General features: G+C 35.1%; 19 protein-coding genes. 8 read left to right on the plus strand and 11 right to left on the minus strand.

The window, feature by feature from the left end; genetic code table 11:
* Positions 1–37: 37 nt before the first annotated feature.
* A complete protein-coding gene (locus T487_RS0101330; RefSeq protein WP_031573082.1) occupies positions 38–439 on the minus strand; it encodes a hypothetical protein in 402 nt (133 codons plus the stop codon).
* 211 nt (positions 440–650) lie between these two features.
* Positions 651–1,139 (minus strand): immunoglobulin-like domain-containing protein, encoded by a 489-nt coding sequence (locus tag T487_RS0101335; protein ID WP_031573085.1) that lies wholly within the window; start codon positions 1,137–1,139, stop codon positions 651–653.
* A 316-nt stretch (positions 1,140–1,455) separates the two neighbouring features.
* Here T487_RS0101335 and T487_RS0101340 point away from each other — a divergent pair, with 316 nt between their 5' ends.
* The 5 genes from T487_RS0101340 (at position 1,456) to T487_RS0101360 (ending at position 5,025) form a co-directional block, all read left to right on the plus strand.
* Positions 1,456–2,346: a tyrosine-type recombinase/integrase gene (locus T487_RS0101340; RefSeq protein WP_031573088.1), complete on the plus strand. Its 891-nt coding sequence runs from the start codon at positions 1,456–1,458 to the stop codon at positions 2,344–2,346.
* A 236-nt stretch (positions 2,347–2,582) separates the two neighbouring features.
* Positions 2,583–3,611 carry a tyrosine-type recombinase/integrase gene (locus tag T487_RS0101345; protein WP_031573089.1) on the plus strand — a complete coding sequence of 343 codons (1,029 nt, stop codon included), beginning with the start codon at positions 2,583–2,585 and terminating at the stop codon, positions 3,609–3,611.
* Positions 3,612–3,766: 155 nt separating this feature from the next.
* Positions 3,767–4,309, plus strand: coding sequence for a hypothetical protein (locus T487_RS0101350; protein WP_031573091.1), 543 nt, complete (start codon positions 3,767–3,769; stop codon positions 4,307–4,309).
* Positions 4,310–4,328: 19 nt separating this feature from the next.
* Positions 4,329–4,526, plus strand: a complete 198-nt coding sequence (locus tag T487_RS0101355; RefSeq protein WP_031573094.1) for a hypothetical protein — start codon at positions 4,329–4,331, stop codon at positions 4,524–4,526.
* Between the two features lie 124 nt (positions 4,527–4,650).
* Positions 4,651–5,025 (plus strand): hypothetical protein, encoded by a 375-nt coding sequence (locus tag T487_RS0101360; protein ID WP_051651422.1) that lies wholly within the window; start codon positions 4,651–4,653, stop codon positions 5,023–5,025.
* Between the two features lie 224 nt (positions 5,026–5,249).
* Here T487_RS0101360 and T487_RS0101365 read toward each other — a convergent pair whose 3' ends face one another.
* The 7 genes from T487_RS0101365 to T487_RS0101395 form a co-directional block, all read right to left on the minus strand.
* Positions 5,250–5,858 carry a recombinase family protein gene (locus tag T487_RS0101365; protein ID WP_031573099.1) on the minus strand — a complete coding sequence of 203 codons (609 nt, stop codon included), beginning with the start codon at positions 5,856–5,858 and terminating at the stop codon, positions 5,250–5,252.
* Positions 5,859–6,176: 318 nt separating this feature from the next.
* Positions 6,177–7,964 carry a hypothetical protein gene (locus T487_RS0101370; RefSeq protein WP_031573101.1) on the minus strand — a complete coding sequence of 596 codons (1,788 nt, stop codon included), beginning with the start codon at positions 7,962–7,964 and terminating at the stop codon, positions 6,177–6,179.
* Positions 7,965–8,097: 133 nt separating this feature from the next.
* Complete coding sequence (locus T487_RS0101375; RefSeq protein ID WP_031573103.1) at positions 8,098–8,460, minus strand: hypothetical protein; 363 nt, start codon at positions 8,458–8,460, stop codon at positions 8,098–8,100.
* 12 nt (positions 8,461–8,472) lie between these two features.
* Positions 8,473–11,508: a type I restriction endonuclease subunit R gene (locus T487_RS0101380; RefSeq protein WP_031573105.1), complete on the minus strand. Its 3,036-nt coding sequence runs from the start codon at positions 11,506–11,508 to the stop codon at positions 8,473–8,475.
* 15 nt (positions 11,509–11,523) lie between these two features.
* Positions 11,524–12,834 carry a restriction endonuclease subunit S gene (locus T487_RS0101385; protein ID WP_031573108.1) on the minus strand — a complete coding sequence of 437 codons (1,311 nt, stop codon included), beginning with the start codon at positions 12,832–12,834 and terminating at the stop codon, positions 11,524–11,526.
* Positions 12,827–14,626, minus strand: coding sequence for a type I restriction-modification system subunit M (locus tag T487_RS0101390; protein ID WP_031573111.1), 1,800 nt, complete (start codon positions 14,624–14,626; stop codon positions 12,827–12,829). Before T487_RS0101390 ends, T487_RS0101385 begins: the two co-directional genes overlap by 8 nt.
* A 210-nt stretch (positions 14,627–14,836) precedes the next feature.
* Positions 14,837–15,178, minus strand: coding sequence for a hypothetical protein (locus tag T487_RS0101395; protein ID WP_162178205.1), 342 nt, complete (start codon positions 15,176–15,178; stop codon positions 14,837–14,839).
* 379 nt (positions 15,179–15,557) lie between these two features.
* On the opposite strand from T487_RS0101395, the gene T487_RS0101400 reads away from it, so the two are divergent.
* Positions 15,558–15,878 carry a hypothetical protein gene (locus tag T487_RS0101400; RefSeq protein ID WP_031573116.1) on the plus strand — a complete coding sequence of 107 codons (321 nt, stop codon included), beginning with the start codon at positions 15,558–15,560 and terminating at the stop codon, positions 15,876–15,878.
* A 1,674-nt stretch (positions 15,879–17,552) separates the two neighbouring features.
* On the opposite strand, the gene T487_RS0101410 is transcribed toward T487_RS0101400, so the two are convergent.
* Positions 17,553–18,236: a hypothetical protein gene (locus T487_RS0101410; protein WP_031573124.1), complete on the minus strand. Its 684-nt coding sequence runs from the start codon at positions 18,234–18,236 to the stop codon at positions 17,553–17,555.
* A gap of 1,511 nt (positions 18,237–19,747) precedes the next feature.
* On the opposite strand from T487_RS0101410, the gene T487_RS16815 reads away from it, so the two are divergent.
* Together T487_RS16815 and T487_RS0101415 are read left to right on the plus strand one after the other, a co-directional pair.
* On the plus strand, positions 19,748–20,005 hold the full coding sequence (locus T487_RS16815; RefSeq protein ID WP_074542573.1) for a ribbon-helix-helix domain-containing protein: 258 nt from the start codon (positions 19,748–19,750) through the stop codon (positions 20,003–20,005).
* A 156-nt stretch (positions 20,006–20,161) separates the two neighbouring features.
* Positions 20,162–20,518 (plus strand): hypothetical protein, encoded by a 357-nt coding sequence (locus T487_RS0101415; RefSeq protein WP_031573126.1) that lies wholly within the window; start codon positions 20,162–20,164, stop codon positions 20,516–20,518.
* Positions 20,519–20,752: 234 nt separating this feature from the next.
* Here T487_RS0101415 and T487_RS16360 read toward each other — a convergent pair whose 3' ends face one another.
* Positions 20,753–20,905, minus strand: a complete 153-nt coding sequence (locus tag T487_RS16360) for a hypothetical protein (RefSeq protein ID WP_155953232.1) — start codon at positions 20,903–20,905, stop codon at positions 20,753–20,755.
* Positions 20,906–22,325 lie beyond the last annotated feature (1,420 nt).

Raw genomic sequence — 22,325 nt, forward strand, 5'->3', positions numbered from 1 at the left:
GGGAACTCATTAGTAAGTTCCCAGTGAAAGTATCGTCCTATTCTATTGGTATATGACCAATAACTTCGAAGGTATCACTATCACAAACAATACGTGTAAAGTCATGGCCTGACCTATCACCGATAGTAATAATCCAGTCAGTAGAATCAACAGAGTTTTTATCTGCTTTAGAGTTTTCTAAATATAAAATCTCCCATGTTTTTTCATCTGCGTTGTTAATTGTTATGATGCTTGTGTCTATACGGTCTTTTGCATCAAACTCCGAGTTTTTAATAAAGTCTATACTGTTATTCACAGCCTTTTGTTGTTCAGATGATAATGAAATCTCATTATTTGTATCAGCTTCAGGAGTTGATACGTCATTATTGTCTACTGATGAGCACCCCACTGTAAACAATAGAGTACAAAGGATGATGAATATTAATTTGTTATTCTTCATTATTGCCTCCTCAGCAATTATGATTTTGATATGGTATTTTAGATGAATACTGGCCCCCTTCCTTGAAAATCTTTGATTCTGACATTGCAAGATGAAGAATGTGCATGTATTGAAAGCTACTTACCTATTTCAACATTAGTTTGCAAACATAGCCTTTTTTATATCTATTCCTATACTCCTTGATTGAACCATCTTATAAGTTTTAATAAATCTATTTTGATGGTACAACAACATTCCCCTTGTGAACTTTGAACATAATCATTGGTGTCTCAGAGACACCTGACTCATTATGGAACTGGCGAATCACATAATATGTCGCATCTTCAGGAAATCCGTTCAACTGCTCAAATAGAACTGTGTCTTCCATGGTTTTACCAGGCTCAAGTATTCCAAGCATTTCGATAAATGCCATATCTTTTGTCAGTTCAGTATCCTTCAAAGTTCCATCCTTTTGAAGCTGATGTATCGTGTAGGCGAACCCGTAGTTCAGAGGGATATCCGATGTATTTTTCAGCTGATATTGAAGACTTTTTTCCTCTCCATCATACTTCATGTCAACAATCTGCAGGTTTTCAGAAAACGTGATGCCTTCTACTGGTATAACAGGATCTTCCGTTGATTCTGCCTGATTCTTCTGCCAAAGTGTATATCCGGTAACAGCCACTGCAGCAACTAACAGTATTAATAAGTATTTTTTCATACAGTCCCCACCTCTTCAAATCTATTTATAGTAATCGTACCAGAATGTTCATAATTAAGAATGACAAAGCAATTACCAAAATATGACAAAATGAGGCAAAAAAAAAGACTGAATTAATCAGTCCTTCATTTGCAAGCAAGTCTATAAGCCGAGGAATACCTATCGCTTCCATTTGGCTTTATTTGCATTTCAAAACCATTGTATATCAATGATTTTCGAAATCGTGGAACGCTTGATATTCCAATAGTAAGCAAATTGTGGTATATAACATGGAAAAATCCAGTTATAAACTATTATCTTTATTAGGAGGTATAAAATGACAAACCAAGACTTAAGCCAGTATCATGACGAATTCATCAGTTTTCTCAAAGTTGAAAAAAACTCTTCCCCTCACACCGTTGCCAACTATAAATCCGATTTCAAACTCTTCAGCACATACTTGGAAACATACAAAATCCTACCAACAATTCCCAATATGGAACCACCGATATTCCGTAGGTATATTCATTATCTAAAAGATAATGAATACAAAAACTCATCTATTAGACGCAAAATCAATGGACTAAAAAGTTTTTTTAATTACCTTGTTCTTGTTGACTATATACCCCAAAGTCCACTTAAGACAATTATAGTTCCAAATAAAGATAAGCATTTACCTATCTTCTTTTCTGAAGACCAAGTATTGTTATTGCTTCGCATAGCAAAACAATCTACTCAGCCAGATGCCCTTCGAGATTACTTGCTCATAAAACTAATAGCATCAACCGGTATTCGAAGACAGGAAGCAGTGAACTTAGACTTTAAGAACATTGACTTTAAGAACAACTCGATTCGAATCCTTGGCAAAGGTAATAAAGAAAGATTTATCCCTATAAGGCAGGAGCTATCAGATGAATTATGGCTATTTCTACAAAGTAGGGTTCCCCTTTCAAACCAAGCTGTGTTTGTGACAAGAACTGGTCATCGAATCCACGCAAGCAGATGCCATACGATTTTTAGAAATCTTTTAGAAATAGCAGGCCTTAACAATCAAGGATTCTCATTGCACAAACTAAGACATAGCTATGCGACAATGTTGGTTTCACACGGTGCACCGATTCAAGCCGTACAACAATTACTTGGACACCAAAGTTTAAGTACTACAACAATTTACTCACATACTTCAGCTGAACATCTTAAAGAAGCAGCTGACAAACTTCCATATTAAGCAACGAGAACAACTTATGATTATAATTCCTATCTCTTTATATACAATTAATCTGAAAGTTTCAATGCAATGTTGCTTTTTTCCTGTTATTTTTTCCAGCTGTGAATAACTTTTTTCATTTAACACTTTGTTTACAATTTTTTCTCTGTTAAAACCTTCGAAATTTAGACAGAAAAATTTTTATTTAGTATTATCAAGGTAGACGAATTAAAGATGATATGTTAGGAGTAGATGAAATGATTAGAGAAAAAATTCGTACAACTGTTAAAAATGTTTATGAAGGCAATGAAAAAATTGTGACGCTAAGAACCATAGAGGCATCTATAATAAACTTTCCTCTCTACCTACAGTTTGAAGGTAAGTCTATGAATACTGCTACTACATACTTAAATGCAATGGCGTTATTCCAGGAGTTCATAAAAGATATTCTGGCTAACAGAGTAAGAACTATTGATGATTTAAGACCGCAGACTATAAAGCTTTATGTTAGATATCTGACGAAATTATGCATTTCAAGGAAGATAACTCCTTCAACAGCTGAACTAAGAATAAACAGCTTGAGAGTGTATCTTAGATATATTTCGAAAGAGTTTGACATGAAAGATGATTTAAGCGATTATCTGAAACAAATAAAAAAGGGATACTTTAATAAAGCAGCGAATATCGAAATTGATAAGACAAAAAAAATCTTATCATTAGATGATGTAAAAAAAATAATTTCAACAATTGAGAATAGTTTTGATAAAAATTCAATTCGTGATGCAGCTATAATTTATACTCTGATTTCTACTGGATGCCGAAGAAGTGAACTACTTAATTTACGTTGGTGTGATATAAACCTTCACGCCTCCACAATCTCAATTAACCGAGAAAAAACATCAACACACAGTGTTCTAAATATTAATGAGTATTGTCGAAATGCTCTTTACCAACTTCACGAACAGCAAATTAAAGATAAAATAACTTCCTATGTCTTTAGAGACTACAAATCAAATCGCTCTAATAATAAAGAAATCCCATTATCAACGAACGCTCTTCAAGTTCTCTTAAAAAAATGGGGTGAGAAGGCGGGGATTGATTTCCCTATATCAGCAGGTACTTTCAGACATTCTTTTGTAACTGTTCTTCTGAATGAAAAAACCCCGTACAGTGAGATTATGGCTTACACCGGTCATAAAAGTACAGATACCCTAAGCCACTACACACACTTACACCCAAATTACGGAAAAAATATTCAATCTCATCTAAAACTCGATATAGCATAATAAAGTGGGCTGACTAAAATCAGCCCACTTTTTATGTTGCATCGACAACAATCTTATAGAAATTTTCTATTGGTATGATTATCGATTTTTTTATAGTATCATATTTATATACAACAATTATGGACTTAAGGTTCAATTTGAAAGGAGAAACTTCTATGAGTAAAAGTACATATAGTCAAAACTTAATTTCAAGAGTTATGGATTATTCTAACGCTATACAATGGGATGAAGCTGTACTTGAATGGGAAATTACAAATTGGGATGAAGATGAAGATATCAAGACGTCATGTATTTGTGGCAAAGAGAACATTCGATACTTATTCACTATTGAAAATCAGGTCAATGGCAACGTGCTCGAACCTATAGGAAGTAAGTGCATTCAAAAATTTAACCGCAAAGATTTAAACAAGTTATCTAATACATACGAGAAATTATTCAAGCTGAAAAAAGCTCTGAAAGATAATAGGTATATTGGGCTTTCGTCCGAGTTCTTCAGTAGAGATTTATTGCAATTCTTCTACGACGCACATATTCTTGATTCTGATTATAATGAGTATAATGGAGAATCAGACTACATCTTTTTACTCGAAATGTTCAACAAAAGAAAAAAAAGTAGTATTACGGCCAAGCAAAATCGCAAAATCAATGCAATTATAATATATCAAATAATACCATATTTAAATGAGTTGTTAGAATAGAAGGAGGGATATCGAAGTTATGGTAAGACCAGATTACAGGACACTTCAATCATTGGAAGAATTACTTGAGATGAAAAGCGGATATGTGTTAGATTTCTCAAATCGTTCATTTGAAACTTTTGTGAAAGAGATTACAGGTATTAATATTTACAATGATAAAGGTTATGAAGAGTACGCTTCAAAAGCAAATAAATTAAGACAATTTATTTGCTTTTGAATCTGTTCCAATTGTATGTAAACTAATCAATGAATTGCTTTCTTATTGTGAGGACCTCAAACTTAAGAATGGCAGCTTAACTGAGTATGATAAAAAGAAAATTTCTGATATAAAAGATGCAATTATGAAAAGTGATTCTGATAATCAGTATAATTTAAGTAAAGATATAGACGAGTTAATACAGACTATATCTACCAGAGGTGCACGGTTTGTTGAAATGCCTTTAGATGAAAAACTGAAAGAAATAGCAAATTTAATAGAAAATTTATTAAATAAGAACGGGAGATATATAGATATAGATTATCATTATTTCGGATTGGAATTTATTACAAAAGATAGTGTAAAGACACTAAGAAAAAGACTTCAATGTTTCAGACACTCATCTAAAGATGCCCTTATAGAAAGAAAAACGTACTCTCAACACCAGAAGATTGTTATGGTAGATTATGGTGTTTTAATTTGTGAGGCTATTTACACTCATGTGAAAGAAAATGAGTAATCAAGTATCTCTTTTTTGGTAGCTCTAATAATGAGGCATGGTAGTTACACCCTCATTCCTAACAATAAAAGGTATAGCACGTAAAGCTATACCTTTTTCTTATTAATTGGACGTAAGAATAACAGCTAAATATGTCCACATTCTTATTCCAATCTAAATGAACAAAAATTATCTTCATATTCCATAAATGTTCTGCATATCTTCTATTTCATTTTGATGTTATTTCACTTAGAAAACTTCTTATATAAAGTAGAACGACTTATTGATAACGCCTTATGACAGCTTGTGGCTGTTATCTTGCCGTCATGCCAATCTTGAACCAACTTCTTTCCCTTATCGTCCAATACAATTTCAGGTCTTCCCAAATGAATTCCCTTCTTTTTCGCAGCTGCAATCCCCTGCCTCTGTCTCTCATGAATACTCCTATATTCATTCTCACTAACATACCCCAACAAATCTACAAGTAAATTGGAAAGGAAGGCATCAGTAAGCTTATTCCCTGTCTTTAATGAAGGCATGTTTAAAACTATAACTTCAACCCCTATATCTTGTAACTCCATCCATTCCCGCTTTAAGTCACGATAGTTTCTTGAAAGTCTATCCAAACTTTCGATTATTAAAACATCACCATCACGCAGCAAATTTTTTAACTTCTGGTACTCAATCCTATCCATCGACTTCCCTGAAGCTTTTTCTTCAAAAACACGGTCAATTCTATCGATATTGTAGTTCTTTTTTAAAGCTTCAAGATTTTCTTCAACAAACATCTTTTGCCTTTGAGTTGATTGCATTTCAGTACTCACACGTAAATAAAGCAGAACTAAGTTTCCCATAAATCACTCTCCTTTTATAATATTACTATCTCTTAAGTTATACGAAAAATCAATACACTTAAGTACATATATCTATTAATAAAAAGAAACCTTAAAAGACACATTTTCAATACAAAAATCGAATGAATTCCTGGTTCAAAAAGGTGTACTTATATCAACATCAAGATTATACCATTTTACTGAATATATTCTTATTTCTATCAGAATAACAACAATCATACTTTAATGTGCTGTATAAGAAGTGGATTATTCTTATTGGATAAGTTTTCCATACCTATATTAGAGTAAGATTGTTGTTAGAACTCGGTAACCCTGAGCTTAATAATATATCTTAGTTTTGCTTCTAATCTCCATGGGAATTGAATACTGTTTTCTTAATTCTGCGTTTAGTAGCGAAGCTTTAAGACCTTCATCCAGTCTTGCTCTATTTATATATTTCTTATACATTCTGTTTTTCACAGTATCTTCTGGAAGTTCCTGTAAAATTTCCGATATAATAAACCAGCCTCTTTCGTTGATTTTACTTCGCATAATTTTTCTTATAACAAAAATTATCCCTGGGTTCAATTCTATTTTTTCCTGGGTATAAATTTTAGCTGCCTCTTCAATACCAATAAAATTAGCAACCTCTATTCTTCCCATCCCTTGTAATGTATATCCTTCTTCTTTTCGTTTTTCTTCACGTTTAATTGCATCTTCAATTATTGCATCATTTAATTTAGGAATTTCCCAAACTGTAATATGTTTCAAATAGCCTGTGAGCCTCTGCAATTTTTCTATTTGAATTCTCTTTGATTCAGGCAGTTCATCCAAGCTCATCTTGTGTAAAAGTCCCAAACTCACCAACCGGTTTAATCTCCTACTTAAGTCTCCTTCATATCCAACACTCTTAAAATAATCACTGAGGTGTCTAAACGAAGCTGTTATCAATATCTTCTTATCTTGAGAATCAACTATGTATGGTGTAGCGTTTTCTATCACATAACTCATAAAATACCTGTAAGTCTTCATAAGCTTATCACCTGATTTATTATTGAAACTTCGTGAAAAATACAATTCTTCAATTATTTCCTCATTCTGTTTACATACATCAATTACATGTTCCTTGTAAGGCGATGTTATTTCAATCTTCCGTACTTTACATACTGCGTCTGCAACCTGTAGAACAGTTAAGTCAAGCACCATAGCTAACACATCCACAATATTTATCGCTGTATTTCCAACACAATTCGGAGAAAAACATTTATATACATATCTACCACTCGAGTAAAGAATATTTGCCGAAGGATTGTTGTCCGGATGGTTCGGTAAAATACATCTAAAAACCTTATTCTCTTCAACTCCCAAAATCTGAGGTAAATCCATTGAGTTAATAAAACTGAATGTCTCTGATACATTTAGTTTTTCAGGAAATGCATGAATGCATAGGTTCTCAATGTTTCTTAGTATTTCATAAGATGAAGAGATACATACATTGCTTGTGCTCCCGCCTGTTCTTTGCTTGGAGTGCTTTCTACCAATCTCTACAATTGGCTTTACTTCAATATTATCAACTTCAGGCAAATTCAATATTTCTTCAGCATCAATAATGTTCAATTGCTTGAATAGTATACTTTTGCCACCGAAATACATGAAAGCCGCTGACTTCATACACATTTCATCTCCACCAACACGTTTCGTTAGAAAAGTCTTCACTTTAATAGTTTCTTCCCTATCAAGATACTTATCCATAACATACATAACTCTGTACCTTTTGGCCTCTTCTGTATAGCTAAATGTAGAATAAATTACTGATGGACTAAACTCATTCGATTTTTCAAGTATCTCGTGAACCGTTTTATTCCCCTCATCAATATCGATAACTATTAGGTTAGTTGCCTCAAATGTCGCTTCACGAAAAGTTTCATCGTATTCTGATTTGTTTCCGCTCAGTTTGTATTTACCTGGATGAAATGTGTGACCGCTTATAATTAAACTTAGTAAGTTATCAATGGTATACTCTGATTCAGGGAGTTGATTTCTCATATACTTAAACTTCCCTATTCTTCTTCCTTCTGGTTTTGATTTACATGAGTCTTTGCTGACTCGAGCTGTAACTTTAAACATTTACATCATCCTTTCTGTTTGATGTAAATATTTAGGAAATCCCAAAGAAAATTTCCACTAATTCAAGCTGAACGTAAAAAAGAGCCGGATCGGCTCTTTTTTATAAGTAAATTATATTTGCAAAATCGACTAATTACTCTTTGGTTATCCCTTCTCGGGTAATTTCTTCAAGTTCTTCTTCAATGAATGGAGTGTATACCTCAAATATCTTTTCTTCAAGCTCTAATAGTGGGCTGTCCTCAATATCATAACTTTTGTCATGCATCCACTGTTTTCTTATTTTCTCTACGATTTTAGGAGTCCTTCTGTAGACTTCATCCATCGCAAAATTCCCGTTCATTTCTGGATTCCTTTCAAAAATAGCTGTTAGTGTCTCATAAATATTTGCCCCATCAAAGCTTTCAAAGGCTTCATGTTTCAATTCGTAGCTTAAGCCTGCAGCATCCAGAGCCTCCTTTACCTTTTCCACATCATTGTCCCTAAATTCAATAATCATAATATGCCCCCTTTAATTATGTTTTTGCGTTCTTAGATTTTTATAAGCTTCCTTTGCAATGACTTCCATGACTGTATTATAGAATGCTTTATCCTCAAAGAGCTTCGAGAAAGATTTCATGGATTCTGAGTAACTCTCTTGTGCTGCTTTCTCAAAGGTTTTTGGGAAGATACTTCGCTCAAATACTTCAGAATCATTTCTTCTTGCTTGTTTTGCAAGGTTCTTGTCATTCTTAAGTATCTTATTGTACAGTGCTTCCACGATAACCCTATCTGAATCATTAAACATACCCTCAAACCGCTGGTTAATCTTCTTAATGATTTCCTCCAGGAGGTCTCTCTTTTCATCCTCTTTTTCACCTGGAATAAAGGTTGGAACATTATCCAGTGGAGGTGTATTCGGATTCAGTGTAATATCCCCTTTAAATGTCTGCTCAAGCTTATAGAACTCAAGCTTCAGCTTTTCATCAAGGTTCAGCTTTTCCATCTCTGTTGCAGGTATTAGCCTTGAGAAGTATGAAGTGAAGGTGAACTCCTTATGGAGAGCTACATCAAACATTCTCGTTATCTGAGTAATGTAGGTGTACCACTTATTGAAGTCCCTGATGGTACGTCTAAACATATACTTATCGTTGGCGTTCAGGTCGTTATATCTGTCCACCACAGGTTTTAGAAGACTGGTCATCTTACCGAGGTCTACGGCCGTCTGATTTCCTGGTTTGAAGTTGATTTTCACGAACTTCTCTACATCATCATCGTTGTATAGCTGATATTCTCTCAGTTTATGTTGGCTCACATAAATCTGGTTGACATCAATCTCTTCTTTCAGGCTTGTTTCCTCGTAAAATGGTTCAAATGCTTCTTGGATTTCCTCTGAGGTGTTCACGAAGTCCAATATAAAAGTATCATTCTTCCCTGGATGGATTCTATTTAGCCTGGAGAGAGTCTGAACAGCTTTAACACCTTTTAGCTTCTTGTCGATGAACATCGAATGAAGAAGTGGCTCATCAAAGCCAGTTTGATATTTCTCTGCCACAATCAGCATATTGAAATCGTCATGAAAAGCTTCTGGTAGCTGCTTTTCTCCAATTGGGTTTCCGTCTTTGCTAATATTGATACCAGTTTCGGTATAATCTGTCTCACCATCTTTAACTATTCCAGAAAATGCCACCAGGATATCTACATCAGTGTACTCCATCTTCTCGATGTACCGTTTAAACTCATGATAATAACGAACAGCATGAAGTCTTGATGCCGTTACCACCATGGCTTTGGCTCTGCCATTAATCTTATTCTTGGTGATATCTCTGAAGTGCTCGATGATAATGGCTGTCTTTTGTTGAAGATTATGTGGGTGTAAAGATTCAAATCTCTTTACTGTTTTAGCAGCCAGTGATACAGGTACTTCTGGGTTCTCTGGGGTGTTCTTAGCGATTCTGAAGCACGTTCTGTAGGTCATATAGTTTTTTAGCACATCCAAGATAAACCCTTCTTCTATGGCCTGTCTCATGCTATAAACGTGGAATGGATGGAAAGAACCATCTTGGGCTTCTGTTCCAAACATCTCCAATGTCTTTTCCTTTGGTGTAGCAGTAAAAGCAAAGAAGCTTAGATTCTTATGTCTACCATGCGTAATGATTTCTTGAATGAGCTTGTCTTCTCCATCCAAAAGCTCATCCTCTGCCTTGCCTTCAATCTCCGCATACTCTCTTAAGGCTTCTTCGGTGTCTGCAAGGGCAGTCTTCAGTTTCATTGCACTTTGGCCAGTCTGGCTGGAATGTGCTTCATCCACAATAATAGCAAAGTTACGACCATTATTTGCATCAATCTCTTGGTATATCACAGGGAATTTCTGAAGGGTGGTCACTATGATGCGTTTCCCATCGTTTATTGCGTCTCTCAGGTCCTTAGATGTTTTTCCATCTCCAATGGTCTCTACTAATCCACTCTGATGTTCAAAGCTCGATATGGTATCCTGAAGCTGGTTGTCCAGAACCTTTCTATCTGTGACAATAATAACTGAAGCGAAAATGGATTTATTATCATCATCATGAAGGCTTGCGAGTCTATATGACGTCCATGCGATGGAGTTCGACTTTCCCGAACCTGCAGAGTGCTGAATAAGATAATTCTTACCGCTGCCCGAAACCTTAACATCAGTGACAAGCTTTCTTACTACATCAAGCTGATGGTATCTTGGAAATATGAGCGTTTTCTTCTTCTCAAACTTCTCTTTCCCCGCTTTTTCCATTTTCACTTCTTTCACATGAAGATGGATAAATCTATGGATGATATCAAGCAAGGAATCCTTTTGAAGAACACTCTCCCACAAGTAGGATGTTGCATATCCCTCTGGGTTTTGAGGATTACCTTTGCCCCCATTTACTCCTGCTCCATTACTTCCTTGGTCAAATGGAAGGAAGTACGTGTTTTTTCCATCTAATTTAGTAGTCATAACTACGTTGTAAAGGTCCACACCAAAGTACACAAGGATTCTCTTGTTAAAGTGGAAAACAGTCTCCTTGGGGTCCCTATCAAACATATATTGAGTCTTTGAGTTATCAATGGATTGCCCTGTAATCTGATTTTTTAGTTCCAGTGCTACAATTGGAATCCCGTTTAACGACAATACCATGTCCACAGAATTGTTGTTTTGAGTGGAATATCTGAACTGTCTTGTCACATGAAGAACATTCTCGTTATACAGGTCCCAGAGCCTCATATTGAGCTCAGATTCGGGTTTAAAGTATGCTGCCTTGAAATCTATCCCTCGATATTTAAATCCGTGTCTCAGGACGTGTATGAGTCCAAAATTATCAACGGCATCATTGATGGCCTTAAAGAACTTCTTCTCCACATCTGATACTGTCATTCGCTCAAACCTATCCCACTCTTTAGGTTGCGTGGACTTGACAAAGGAGATAAGTGTTTCCATGTTCATGGCTCTATCCTTGTCATACTTCTTTAAATCCCCTTTCTGGTAACCCCCAGCAGGTGAGAGCAGGAAGGTTTCAATATCCTGCTCAAATCGTTTTTCTGTATATTCCAATCTGGTCCCCCCTCTTTACTCTACTTCTTTCTTTCCAGTGACATATTCATAGACGAGTGATTTTTTATATGTTTCGAGTTCAAGTAATAATCTATTTTTTTTCTCAATTAAAGAATCTATCTCCCTGACTTTTAATTTCAAGTATTCATATATTTCAACTTGTTCAGAATATGGTGGATTAACAATATCAATCATTTTAAACTCTGACGAGTATGTCCTCCACCTCATCATCATTATTCCTCTTCCGTATTTATAACAATCATCCTTAAAATTGGTAAATCTAAAGTACCACTCATAGTATTGTTTGAATGCATTTGAGTTTCTTTTTAATCTGTAAACATCGTAGTCTGGACTTGTAACGCCATTGTAATCAGAAAAAGCTACTGCTCCCATCCAAGCAAGAAGTTTATTGACGATTAAGTCGCCTTTCTTTACAATCTTGTAATTTATAACTGTACTTGCTTTATTGCCTTTATCTTCCATTTCAGAACGTGGTGCAACACCCAAAGCAGTGAATAGTGATAACAAAATCGCACCTTCATTTTCATTTCTCTCATTTATTACATCGAATAGATGCTTTATTTTTACTACTTCCCAATGTTTTGGAATCATACCTACCCACTCAATCCCCGAATCTTTCATCTCCACATTCTTATCCAATCCTTTTGTCACCGCTTCTGTGATGATGGATTGTTTGAGGAGTTTGTAGTCTTCTATGGTGGATTTGGTTTTATCTATGATTTCATCGATATGTATTAATTTATTATCGAGGAAATCAGCAATTCTTTTCTGTTCAAAAATAGATGGTAAAACTACTGGAGTTTCTTTAAAATCATCTCGACTAAGCGTTTTTCTAATTGTCCCCCAAGCATGACTTGAAAAATAACTGTACGTTGAGTGATTATTACACAGATATTTTCTAAATGATAAATCTATGTCAATGTATGAGTAAGGTCGAAATCTTAATACATGATAACTATAGGATAAATTTTCTACAGTCTCATATACAACAGACGATATGCCAATTTCATCACTCGTTTCTGAACTTGGAGTAAATATCATATCTCCAACACTCACAAGATTATTTTGTCTTTTTTCTTCTGAACAAGTTACCTCCATAAAATCTATTGTGCTATCAATTTTCATCTTTCTATTTCTATAAACATCAACATAATTAATGATTCTGACTGGAACTTCATCCTCATTTATTTTTTTGTCAATTCCACTTGCAGTAAATGCTCCGAGTCTTCTCATTTTATATACATTCCAATATTGGGGAATTTCTCCAATCCACTCGACTCCACTATCCTTCATCTCTCTACTCACTCTTTCCACCATCCTTCTCAAAAAGAGCTCTCAGTGAAGCCATTAGCTCTTTCTCCACTTCCAGGATTCTCTTAGCGATTACCTCTGATTTCTCTGGTGCAACATACTTATAAAAATACCTGGTGAATGGAATCTCGTATCCGACCTTTGTTTTACTCTTGTCTATCCAAGCATCTGGGTTGAAAGGCTTAACTTCTCTTTCGAAGTAGGAATCGATATCTTCCGTTAGAGGTACATTCTCGGTATCTCGAAGACTTGAGTCTGCAACAGGTTTACCCTTTTTCAAAACAATATTCCCATCCTCATCTCTCTCAGGAGATTCAATGACAATTTTGTTGTAACCAAAATCAACGGTATCAAATATCTTGGACTCTGTTTTCAGCTTTCCATCCTCGTATTCCTTGTTCTCGAACTCAAGATAAGTTTTGACGATAAGCTCTCTGGCCTTATCTGTGATGTCATTTCTTTTGCTTCCTATGGACTTCCTTCTCTTCTCATAGCAATTTGATGCGTCAATGAGCTGAACCTTACCTGCACGGTAAGAAGGTTTATCTTTATCCAATATCCATAGATAGGTTGTGATACCCGTATTGTAAAACATATCTGTACCAAGCTGAACGATTGTATCAAGCCAATCGTTTTCCAGAATGTATCTTCTGATTTCAGAAGGACCTGAACCAGCATCTCCTGTAAAGAGTGGACTTCCATTATGAACGATACACATTCTACCTGTATCTTTTAGTTTCTTTAACCCATTAAGGGTAAAGAGCATCTGTCCATCAGATACAGGTGGTAATCCCATACCAAATCTACCTTTATCTCCTGTTTTGGCTTCCTTCTCTACAGCAGGTTTTGAGGACTTCCAATCAATGCCAAATGGAGGGTTACTTATAATGAAGTCAAAGGTATACCCACTGAACTTATCATCTGCTAAGGTATCACCTTTTCTCATATTATCTGCATCTTCTCCTCGGATAAGAGCATCTGCCTTTGCGATGGCGAAGGTCTGAGGGTTGATTTCCTGTCCAAAGGAAGTAACCTCAGCATCCTCATCAAACTGAGTTAGTCTTTCATCCATGCAGCCAAGCATCTGGGAAGTTCCCATGGCCATATCATAAACCGTCTTTACTACGCCGTCGTTTATCAGTGATACTTTCTCTGATTCTACAAGAAGGTCCACCATGGTGTAGATGATATCTCTACTGGTAAAGTGGGCTCCAGCCTCTTCGTTATAGCTTTCAGAGAACCTCTTAATAAGGTCCTCAAAAATATACCCCATATCTACAGAAGTAATCTTATCTGGACTCATATCAGCTTTTTGAGTGTTGAACTCTTGGATTACATAAAATAGTTTTCCACTATCAGCAAGTGTTTTAATCTCCACATCAAACTTAAAGTTTTCCAGGATATCCTGTACATTATCAGAGAATCCAGCAAGATAACTTCTAAAATTCTCTTCGATATTGTTGGGGTCCGCTAACAAGGTATTGAAATCAAATTTGCTTACATTGTAAAACTGGTATCCAGATGCGGATTTCAGAAATCCATCTTTCACTTCAAAGTGTTTTACTTCTTCATATTTCTTCCACACAGCCTCTCTTGTGGGCTTTAAACAGTCATTGAACCTCTTGATAACTGTCATAGGGATAATAACATTTCCATACTCATGAGGCTTATAAAGCCCCCTTAGCATATCTGCTATGTTCCAAATAACCGCTGATTTCTCAGCAATATTCACCCCAACTTTCGTTCTTAGCTCAACACCACTCTCAAATACTTCTACTTCACTCATAAATTTCCTCCCATAATTAAAATCAAATATAACTCTTTACAAATAATTATATACCATATGTTGTACCTTTATTAGGACAATTGATAAAATTTGAAGTAAGCCTCTTTCTATGCTTCTTTCAAAACCAGCATCGATAACGAGTGATTTTGTAATATCTAATAAAAAAGAGAGGAACCCCTCTCAAACACTTACATAAACTTACACATTAGACTAATTGTTCTCTATCCATGCCGAAAGACAGAACTCATTACTCATATCATAAAGTTCATTTTTCAATTTCAATTCAAAATTATCATACTCAGACAACTCATAGTATGTAAGGTTCTCAATATCTCCAACTAAATCTCCGTATTTCCCAAAAGAAAAGTCTTTTTCCAATGCATATATTATTACCCTACTTTTACCTTGTATGGCTTTCACTTTCAAAATACCATCCTCTTTAGATGCTGAGAACAAATCCAATAATTCGGTGGAAGAGATTGACTCTTTAACGTTAATAACATACTTGTAAGCATTATACTTGTTCATAAAACCCCTCTTTTCAAAATTCACTATCTTGTACTATTCAATATTTTAAGAATACCTCATAAGAAGTTGCCCTCTTAAAAATGGCTAATTTTTATCACTTGTCATAAAGTATTCTAATACTAATTATATCATATTATATCTATAATGCTACCCAGAAAAATGAGACATTATCCTGACTTGTATTTCTGATAACAACCACAGTCCCGTATCAAGAACTCTATCGATAATAATGTATTAAGTATACTAAACCGGATTCTTATAAAACATAATCAGCCTTTTTTATTTCTTCTGTAGAGTTTAAAATAGAATGTATGATATCCATGTAATCTTTGTTCAGAAAGTCCTTAATTAATATCCCAAAATCGGTCATGACTTTAAAATAAGATTAATAGGAGGTCCGGCTATGGATTTTAAAAAAGTGAATAATATAACAGCTGTAAGTATTTCTGAGTTAGGTCATGAAAATTTCAGGAAGATTTTTGAAGATTTAATCGAACTGGGTGTAACTGAAGTATATGATGAGAATAAAAAGTTAGCTGTACTCATTTCTCCTGCAAGATTTGATGAGATGAATGAAATTGTAGAAAATTATGAACTCTTGCTCACAGCCTTAAACCGTATGACTATTTCCTCTAAAGCTACTAATACAATGGATGAAGTCATGAATGAGTTTGGAATCACATTGAAAGACTTAGAGAAGATAGACGTGGATTTAGACTTATAAAAGTATGCTTAATTCCGTTTATTCGCACTTGGATAATGAAAGCATATCAGAATCTAACTAAGTATTTCCTGTCCACTTTGCATCCATTACTATCATGGTATATTTTTGTATTCAAATCTTTCAACAATCGTCATTCAAGTCATTTCCTTTTTACGTATACGCTATTCGTTGATTTTTCTTATTGTTTTCTTTGCTGATGTTGTTTGGATTGCATAAGAGTATAGATATAAAAGCAAAACCTTGTACTCATTGTAAGAAGCATACTGAGGATTCCGTGGAGGGCACATGAGAAGATTTCCAACTGATTATGATATTGATGAGACAAATCGGAGTAGCGTTAAACGAAACACTATGCTGTCTCTGGATACTGTCCGCAAGAAAACTTATATTAGCTGGCATACATGTCTCTTAAAAGAAACGAGTATTGAAAGTAGTATTAGAGCTGCTAATTCTGGTTGGGTAGCGAACCACACTTGATACCCGAAAAATTCTGATTATAATTGTATTAACAACTCCTACAAGGTGATGTCAGAAAACTCTTCTTTTTTACGGAAACTTATTCTTTGAAGACCGCTTCGCATGAAGTGGTCTTTTCCATTCTGTGAGCTTTTAACACATACTGACTCCTGAATCTTCAGCTTCGTTTATTCTTTCTATTCCTTTGTTTTTTCCATAATAGGTTTATTTACCCTTAAAATTACGCTGTAATCGAAATTTCATATTGTCACTTGGAATTACTTTCAGTATTCCTAATTATATTTATGAATTTCAAACTAATTTATCTATATTCCATAATATTTTAAGCAATACAGAAACCGTGTTACTGGTCTCACTCTTTTATTAGTGTCAATCCATTTTCCACAAAGCCACAATTTTAATGAAATCCTATAGTCTATTGTTTTAAGTAATCAGTGGAATGAAATTATTCCGTACGATATTGAACTTTCTGCCGATTCAACCTATCTCTCCTACACAATCAAATGTTTAGTACTTATGATACCGGACATTTTTTCGTGGACAATCTAACAAATCCCCATCATATCTATTTAATTAAGGATTCTTCTTATCATACTAAACACTTGCACTGCTATTATGAACACTATGCCTTAATTCATAAATGCAATGTTGCATAAGTGCTATCCATTCTATAAGGCCAGCAATACCACTAAACTCTGTCCAATCCGAAATTACTCTATTTCTTTCCACTATTCTTCCAATAGCAGCATGTCGCATTCCCTAAACCTTTCGGCTTAGGAGAATGACTGCAGACGGAACTGCATCTCCCTGCTGCAAAGCATGCTGGAACTATAACCCTAAAGGGCTATCTTTCTCAGCATACTTCCTATGCTCGAATTCTCGCATAGGGGCACCGTTTTAATTATTCACAAGATGCAATTTAGTTATTAATTAAAGTCATACTTTGCACTGTATGTAACTGTATGGCCAATCATTGCAAAGATAAAGTGACCAAAAATATAGAAGGGTTTGGCAGCTAATCACATCCATACAGTACTTTACACCTCAAAACGATTTTCTTCTGCATGGATAACATAAAAAAAGCCATTCTTATGCGGAATGGCCAAGCAGAAATTATGGGTCTTTCATTCATATATTATGGAATCTTTATCAGTCACATGATACAAGAGCACACCTTAGATAATGCGAGTATGATACTTATACTATTGCCTTAAAAATGTCGAATTTATCTAAGTCATAACTGATTGGAAGATGGAACTTAAATGTATATCCATTGATATTATCAAGCTCAATACTCTTAACGTATGTCTCAACACTTTTCAATTCATCAACAACCTTCGGTATCTCTTCACCCAGTATGTTTTTATCAATACATTCAAATACACTTTTTATTAGTTCAGTTGGTGCAGTCAACTCTTCTGTTGCAAGGCCATGAGATGAATCAATGATACGCATTAATTCTATGTACACAAATAGTGCTCTTAGGGTATCTGAACTCATATTGATTAATTCTTTCTCCCATTTTCGAAGTACTTTCGATACCAATATTCCAGTAATAAAGATATCATCAAATCTATAGTGAATGCTATCATAGCCTTTGAAAGATACACTTAAAAAGTTTTCCATAACGAACTCGCTCACATTTCTATGAGTACAAAACACCGAATTTATTACTCCTGGTTGTTGACGACATAATTGCTCATTCATGCTTGCCTTCCAAATAGTCTCCACTTCTTTAAGTTGACGATTTGTGAAAGGACACCCAGTCAAGATTTCTGATAACCTTACAATTCTTTCGTATTCACTTGAATTACGTGCTGTTACAGTCTTTTCTAAAGTCTCTTCGATATTCAGAAAATCTGAAAGCATTTTATTTCTCATTAGAACAACACTCCTTTATAATGTCTATTTTTGCATATTGTATTAATATCTTATTGCAGCACCATTGTAGCATGAATTCGAAAAATAAAACATCTTTCTTTTTATTTTATTCTTTTTACATTTTATATATTAATAACATATATTAAGATTGAAGATTGCTTACTATGATAGTAGACCGAATTGTTTGAGAAGGAAAATTTCAGAACTATCTTAATTGGCTTCCTCAGTCCTATCTATACACCAAAGTTGTGTAGATATGGACCTATACTCAGCTACAGTCCTTATCAAATAAGTACGTTTAATAGCAAATCTCAATAATAACAGTACTCCAATATTGTCCAATCCCATTTATTACATAACGATATTGAAATTGCATAGAATCAACTATAGCGGTCCAGAACTACTCAATCTTTATTTTTTTCATCACCTGCTTATTCCCGCAATATTTAACCTTTATGTAGTACTCAAAATCTATCGTAAAAGGTCTCCATTAACTTCTTTGTGGAAGTTCTATCTATTAACTTTATTCTTTATTGTCAGACTATGACACTTTCTCTATTCCATTATTCTCATGAATATCCAATTTTTCCCAGGTTCTCCCTGAAAAGTTTCCTTTTCCTATATAACAATCCCCTGAATACCCGGAATGCATAGACCTTCAAAAACTGTTCTATTTTTAGATGGTCAGGCTCAATTGAATACTAATATTCTACTTACATTAATTAGGATATCTCAAATTTCAGTTCAAAATTCGATAATACATTCACTTTGAACTTTTTTGATATCCATTTTAATTTTCACAATCCCCTGTCGTTGACCCTTTACTTCTCTTTTTCTTTCCCTTTCCTTAAAAGTAAAACCTGGTATAAAAGACTATAAGAGTTATTTCGGGGGTTCTATTTAGTATCCTTTCGGGAGGTTTTGTCTACTTATCAGGTTATATAATCTCTTTTTATAAGCAGCAAGGCTTTGGAGGCATTTCAACTCGTTCCCTGATAGTGGAAATTCGATAATAAAATCTATATGTTTTGCAATTCAGTTGTTCCGAATCTATATAAGAATATTTCTAAGATATGAAATCCTCGTTCTATATTCTTCTCAGCAAACTTATAATTCATAGTACTTTCAGCAGTCTTTAGGATTTATAGTCAAGTTTTTAGAAGAGTATTTTTTAGTTTTGGATGAACTTTTTATTTTTCAAACACTTTTCTGTTTCTAAGTTTCTTAGTTCCCAAAACCAAATTATGGTCTTATGTTTTCTCCTTTTTTAACGCCCCTTTCGGAGCGTTTTTCAATCCAAAATATTACATTTTTTCAAATATTCCCCCGAATTCTTTGACATTGACGAATTTTTATCCTATAAAACCGCACAACAAAAAATTGGAGGAAAAAGCCATGAAGAAGAAAAAGAAAAATCAATCTCAATCAGCCTGAATACCATATCAACTGCCTATCTGAAAGCAATTTTTAACTACTCTGACAAATAAACACTCTCTTCGGTTTTTCAAAGCTTGGTCATCGACAACTTCGAAGACATCCTTGAGTCAGAGGCCTGTTATACTTGCCTGCTATCAGCTGAGTTTGATTCCTTTCCAAATTCACATAACTTTTCTATTCGTATGGATAAGGAATTACTGGAACTTTTGGATTGCTTAGTAGATAAGTCAGGCATGTCACTCTCTGCGTTTCTTCGTGGAATGGTCATACGAGAATTTTGGGGATTGCAGTTAGCTCTCAGACAGTCTATTCATCAAAACGACATTGCTTAGATATTACGCACTTTGGGGATGTTTTTTGTTAAGCCTTAACCCCGGCCGGACTCCACCGTTTCCTTTTTATTTTTCGTGATTACTTGACTGGGCCCCCTTCCATCTCCTATATACCATTAAGCCAAATAACACACTTGATTCAGAAAGGAGAAAATAATGTTAAAAGAAGACAAATATTTAATCAATGTTCAGTTTGATACCGCCACGGGAGCCTATTTGGATATACTTACCGATAATTACAAAGATAACTACTCGACGATTCTTCGAAAACTAATCGAATCACAATTTACCTTTATATTGGATTCTGGTATATGCTTTGATTTAGCAACATCTGTGAGGAACACGAACCCCCTGATGACTTGTCACCTTCCTATCCAATTGGATGAGTATACCAAGGCTCTTTTGGATGAACTTTCTGAGGAATCTCGGTTATCACCCTTGGATGTACTTCGTGGAATGGTCATAAGCAATTTCAACTTCGTCCTGAAAAATCGCAATCAGTCATCTCATTAACGTGAAATATCTTGGATATCTCGCCCCTTGTGGGGCGTTTTTTCATGCAGTAAACACGTCCTGGTTCCTTCAATCACCCCTTCAGGAGTCCTTTTATATCCCTTTAATGGACTAAATTAATTCATCCAATATCACACTTTCTTTCAATCCGAACTCCCTCAGATTACCACCACCTCACCCTATCTCTTTAGGCCTCACAGCCCTCTGTGGAAGCCTATTCCTTTCTTTTTCTCCTCAATTTCCCCATCCAACGTCCCTTTTATCTCCCATTCTTACACCCCCACAATCCCTTGTGGGTGGTGTTCCATCATTACTCTTCCCTTTCCTTTCCCTTTTAGAAAAGGCCGGCATAGCCGTCCAGAGCTGCATATTCACTGCTATCGTCATTCTTACCTAACTTCTCCTTTGGGGACTATCTTGAGGTGCTTAGAGGCTCTCTTCATAAGTCCATTAAACCTTCGTGGAGAAGTTTTCCCATTATACTTTCCTTGATATTCATGGCCTCTGGCCAAAAGGATGCAGGCGGAATTGCATCTCGCCCACTACAACAGTTGCTCACGATAACCCTGTTGGGCAGACCCATTCGCATCCATCCTGTGGTCTCATACTCCAATAGGCATAACGAATAATTGATTTTAATAGGTCTGATTTTCTTTATAACTATCATGAAACTTTGACATGGATGACAATGAATTCAAGTGCTTTAAGAAGGATAGTTTCTCTTTATCCCGGCCGGTTAAATGGGAAAAATCAGGAGAGCGAACAGAATATTAATCTGTAAATGAGAAAAAATAGGAGCGGCTTTCGTTATTAAAATGGGGTCTCAGGGGAGCTGAACAATGGAAGCAAATATGCTTTTGTATTGGAGAAAATACTGGAATTTACAAGGAAGTAGAACTGGCCTTATAGACGGTTGGAGGAAATGGAATTCGTATTGGAAATCATTTGGTAGGAGCTCACAGGGAGGAGCTGGAGGTTTTCAGTGATTTATCTGAGGAATGCGAAAGACTGTTCCATAATGGAGCGGTCTTCATATAGTTATTGTAAGTTTTTATATCCATTTCAAGCCGTCGGCATCCTTTTCTTACTCCTATACGTTACTTGTCCTAATTGATGGCGAAAATAGATATGTGCCTATAGGGGTGCTCAAAGGAGCCTCTCTGGTCCTCAAAATCCATTTTGAGGACCTTTTCCCATCTACTTCCTGGTTTTAGAAACAGATTTTATAGTTTTATTGCCCATAAACCATTCTTCCATATCACTTAGGGATGTTTTTTTATAGAATAATCAGGGAGCTCATAGGATTGTGTAAAGGAGATTATTCATTATTTCTCTGTCAATGCCATAGTATGGCGAAGCTGTGCAAAGTTTAAATAGAGAACAATGGGATAAACTTCGCTCAATATTCATTCTTGTTTTATCCATCTCTATTCGATAGTTATAATATTTTATGGGAGAAGATTAATGGATTTAAGTTGAGAGAATAAAGGAGCTTAAAATAGCCATATTATGAATAAGAGATACAGCAGCGACGGCATCTCGGAAGCAACAGCTTCAGAGATGGCGGAGCGGTTACAAAACTTCTATTAGGTGAAAACGAGAACTAAGTTTTCAGAGAAATTCGCTCCGTACGGAGCGGGAGGTTGGAATTACAGCTATATCTTTAAATGTCCGTCCCTCAAATTTCTATGATTTATGCACTTTGTACAGAAAAATGGTATAGTTTCTGCACTTCGTCCGTAAAAACATGATAAATTCTGCACGAACCAATTATTTCAATTGTAATTCCTCAGCCATTAATATCTCT

Origin of the sequence: Proteiniclasticum ruminis DSM 24773, from assembly GCF_000701905.1 — a bacterium.
Classification (GTDB): Bacteria; Bacillota; Clostridia; order Clostridiales; family Clostridiaceae; genus Proteiniclasticum; species Proteiniclasticum ruminis.

Coding starts and splice junctions, on each gene's coding strand:
- T487_RS0101345 (WP_031573089.1), top strand. CDS start 2,583: ATGATTAGAGAAAAAATTCGTACAACTGTTAAAAATGTTTATGAAGGC.
- T487_RS0101350 (WP_031573091.1), top strand. CDS start 3,767: ATGAGTAAAAGTACATATAGTCAAAACTTAATTTCAAGAGTTATGGAT.
- T487_RS0101340 (WP_031573088.1), top strand. CDS start 1,456: ATGACAAACCAAGACTTAAGCCAGTATCATGACGAATTCATCAGTTTT.
- T487_RS16360 (WP_155953232.1), bottom strand. CDS start 20,905: ATGACGATAGCAGTGAATATGCAGCTCTGGACGGCTATGCCGGCCTTT.
- T487_RS0101365 (WP_031573099.1), bottom strand. CDS start 5,858: ATGGGAAACTTAGTTCTGCTTTATTTACGTGTGAGTACTGAAATGCAA.
- T487_RS0101390 (WP_031573111.1), bottom strand. CDS start 14,626: ATGAGTGAAGTAGAAGTATTTGAGAGTGGTGTTGAGCTAAGAACGAAA.
- T487_RS0101375 (WP_031573103.1), bottom strand. CDS start 8,460: ATGATTATTGAATTTAGGGACAATGATGTGGAAAAGGTAAAGGAGGCT.
- T487_RS0101410 (WP_031573124.1), bottom strand. CDS start 18,236: ATGAGAAATAAAATGCTTTCAGATTTTCTGAATATCGAAGAGACTTTA.
- T487_RS0101330 (WP_031573082.1), bottom strand. CDS start 439: ATGAAGAATAACAAATTAATATTCATCATCCTTTGTACTCTATTGTTT.
- T487_RS0101415 (WP_031573126.1), top strand. CDS start 20,162: ATGTTAAAAGAAGACAAATATTTAATCAATGTTCAGTTTGATACCGCC.
- T487_RS0101400 (WP_031573116.1), top strand. CDS start 15,558: ATGGATTTTAAAAAAGTGAATAATATAACAGCTGTAAGTATTTCTGAG.
- T487_RS0101370 (WP_031573101.1), bottom strand. CDS start 7,964: ATGTTTAAAGTTACAGCTCGAGTCAGCAAAGACTCATGTAAATCAAAA.
- T487_RS0101355 (WP_031573094.1), top strand. CDS start 4,329: ATGGTAAGACCAGATTACAGGACACTTCAATCATTGGAAGAATTACTT.
- T487_RS0101360 (WP_051651422.1), top strand. CDS start 4,651: ATGAAAAGTGATTCTGATAATCAGTATAATTTAAGTAAAGATATAGAC.
- T487_RS0101335 (WP_031573085.1), bottom strand. CDS start 1,139: ATGAAAAAATACTTATTAATACTGTTAGTTGCTGCAGTGGCTGTTACC.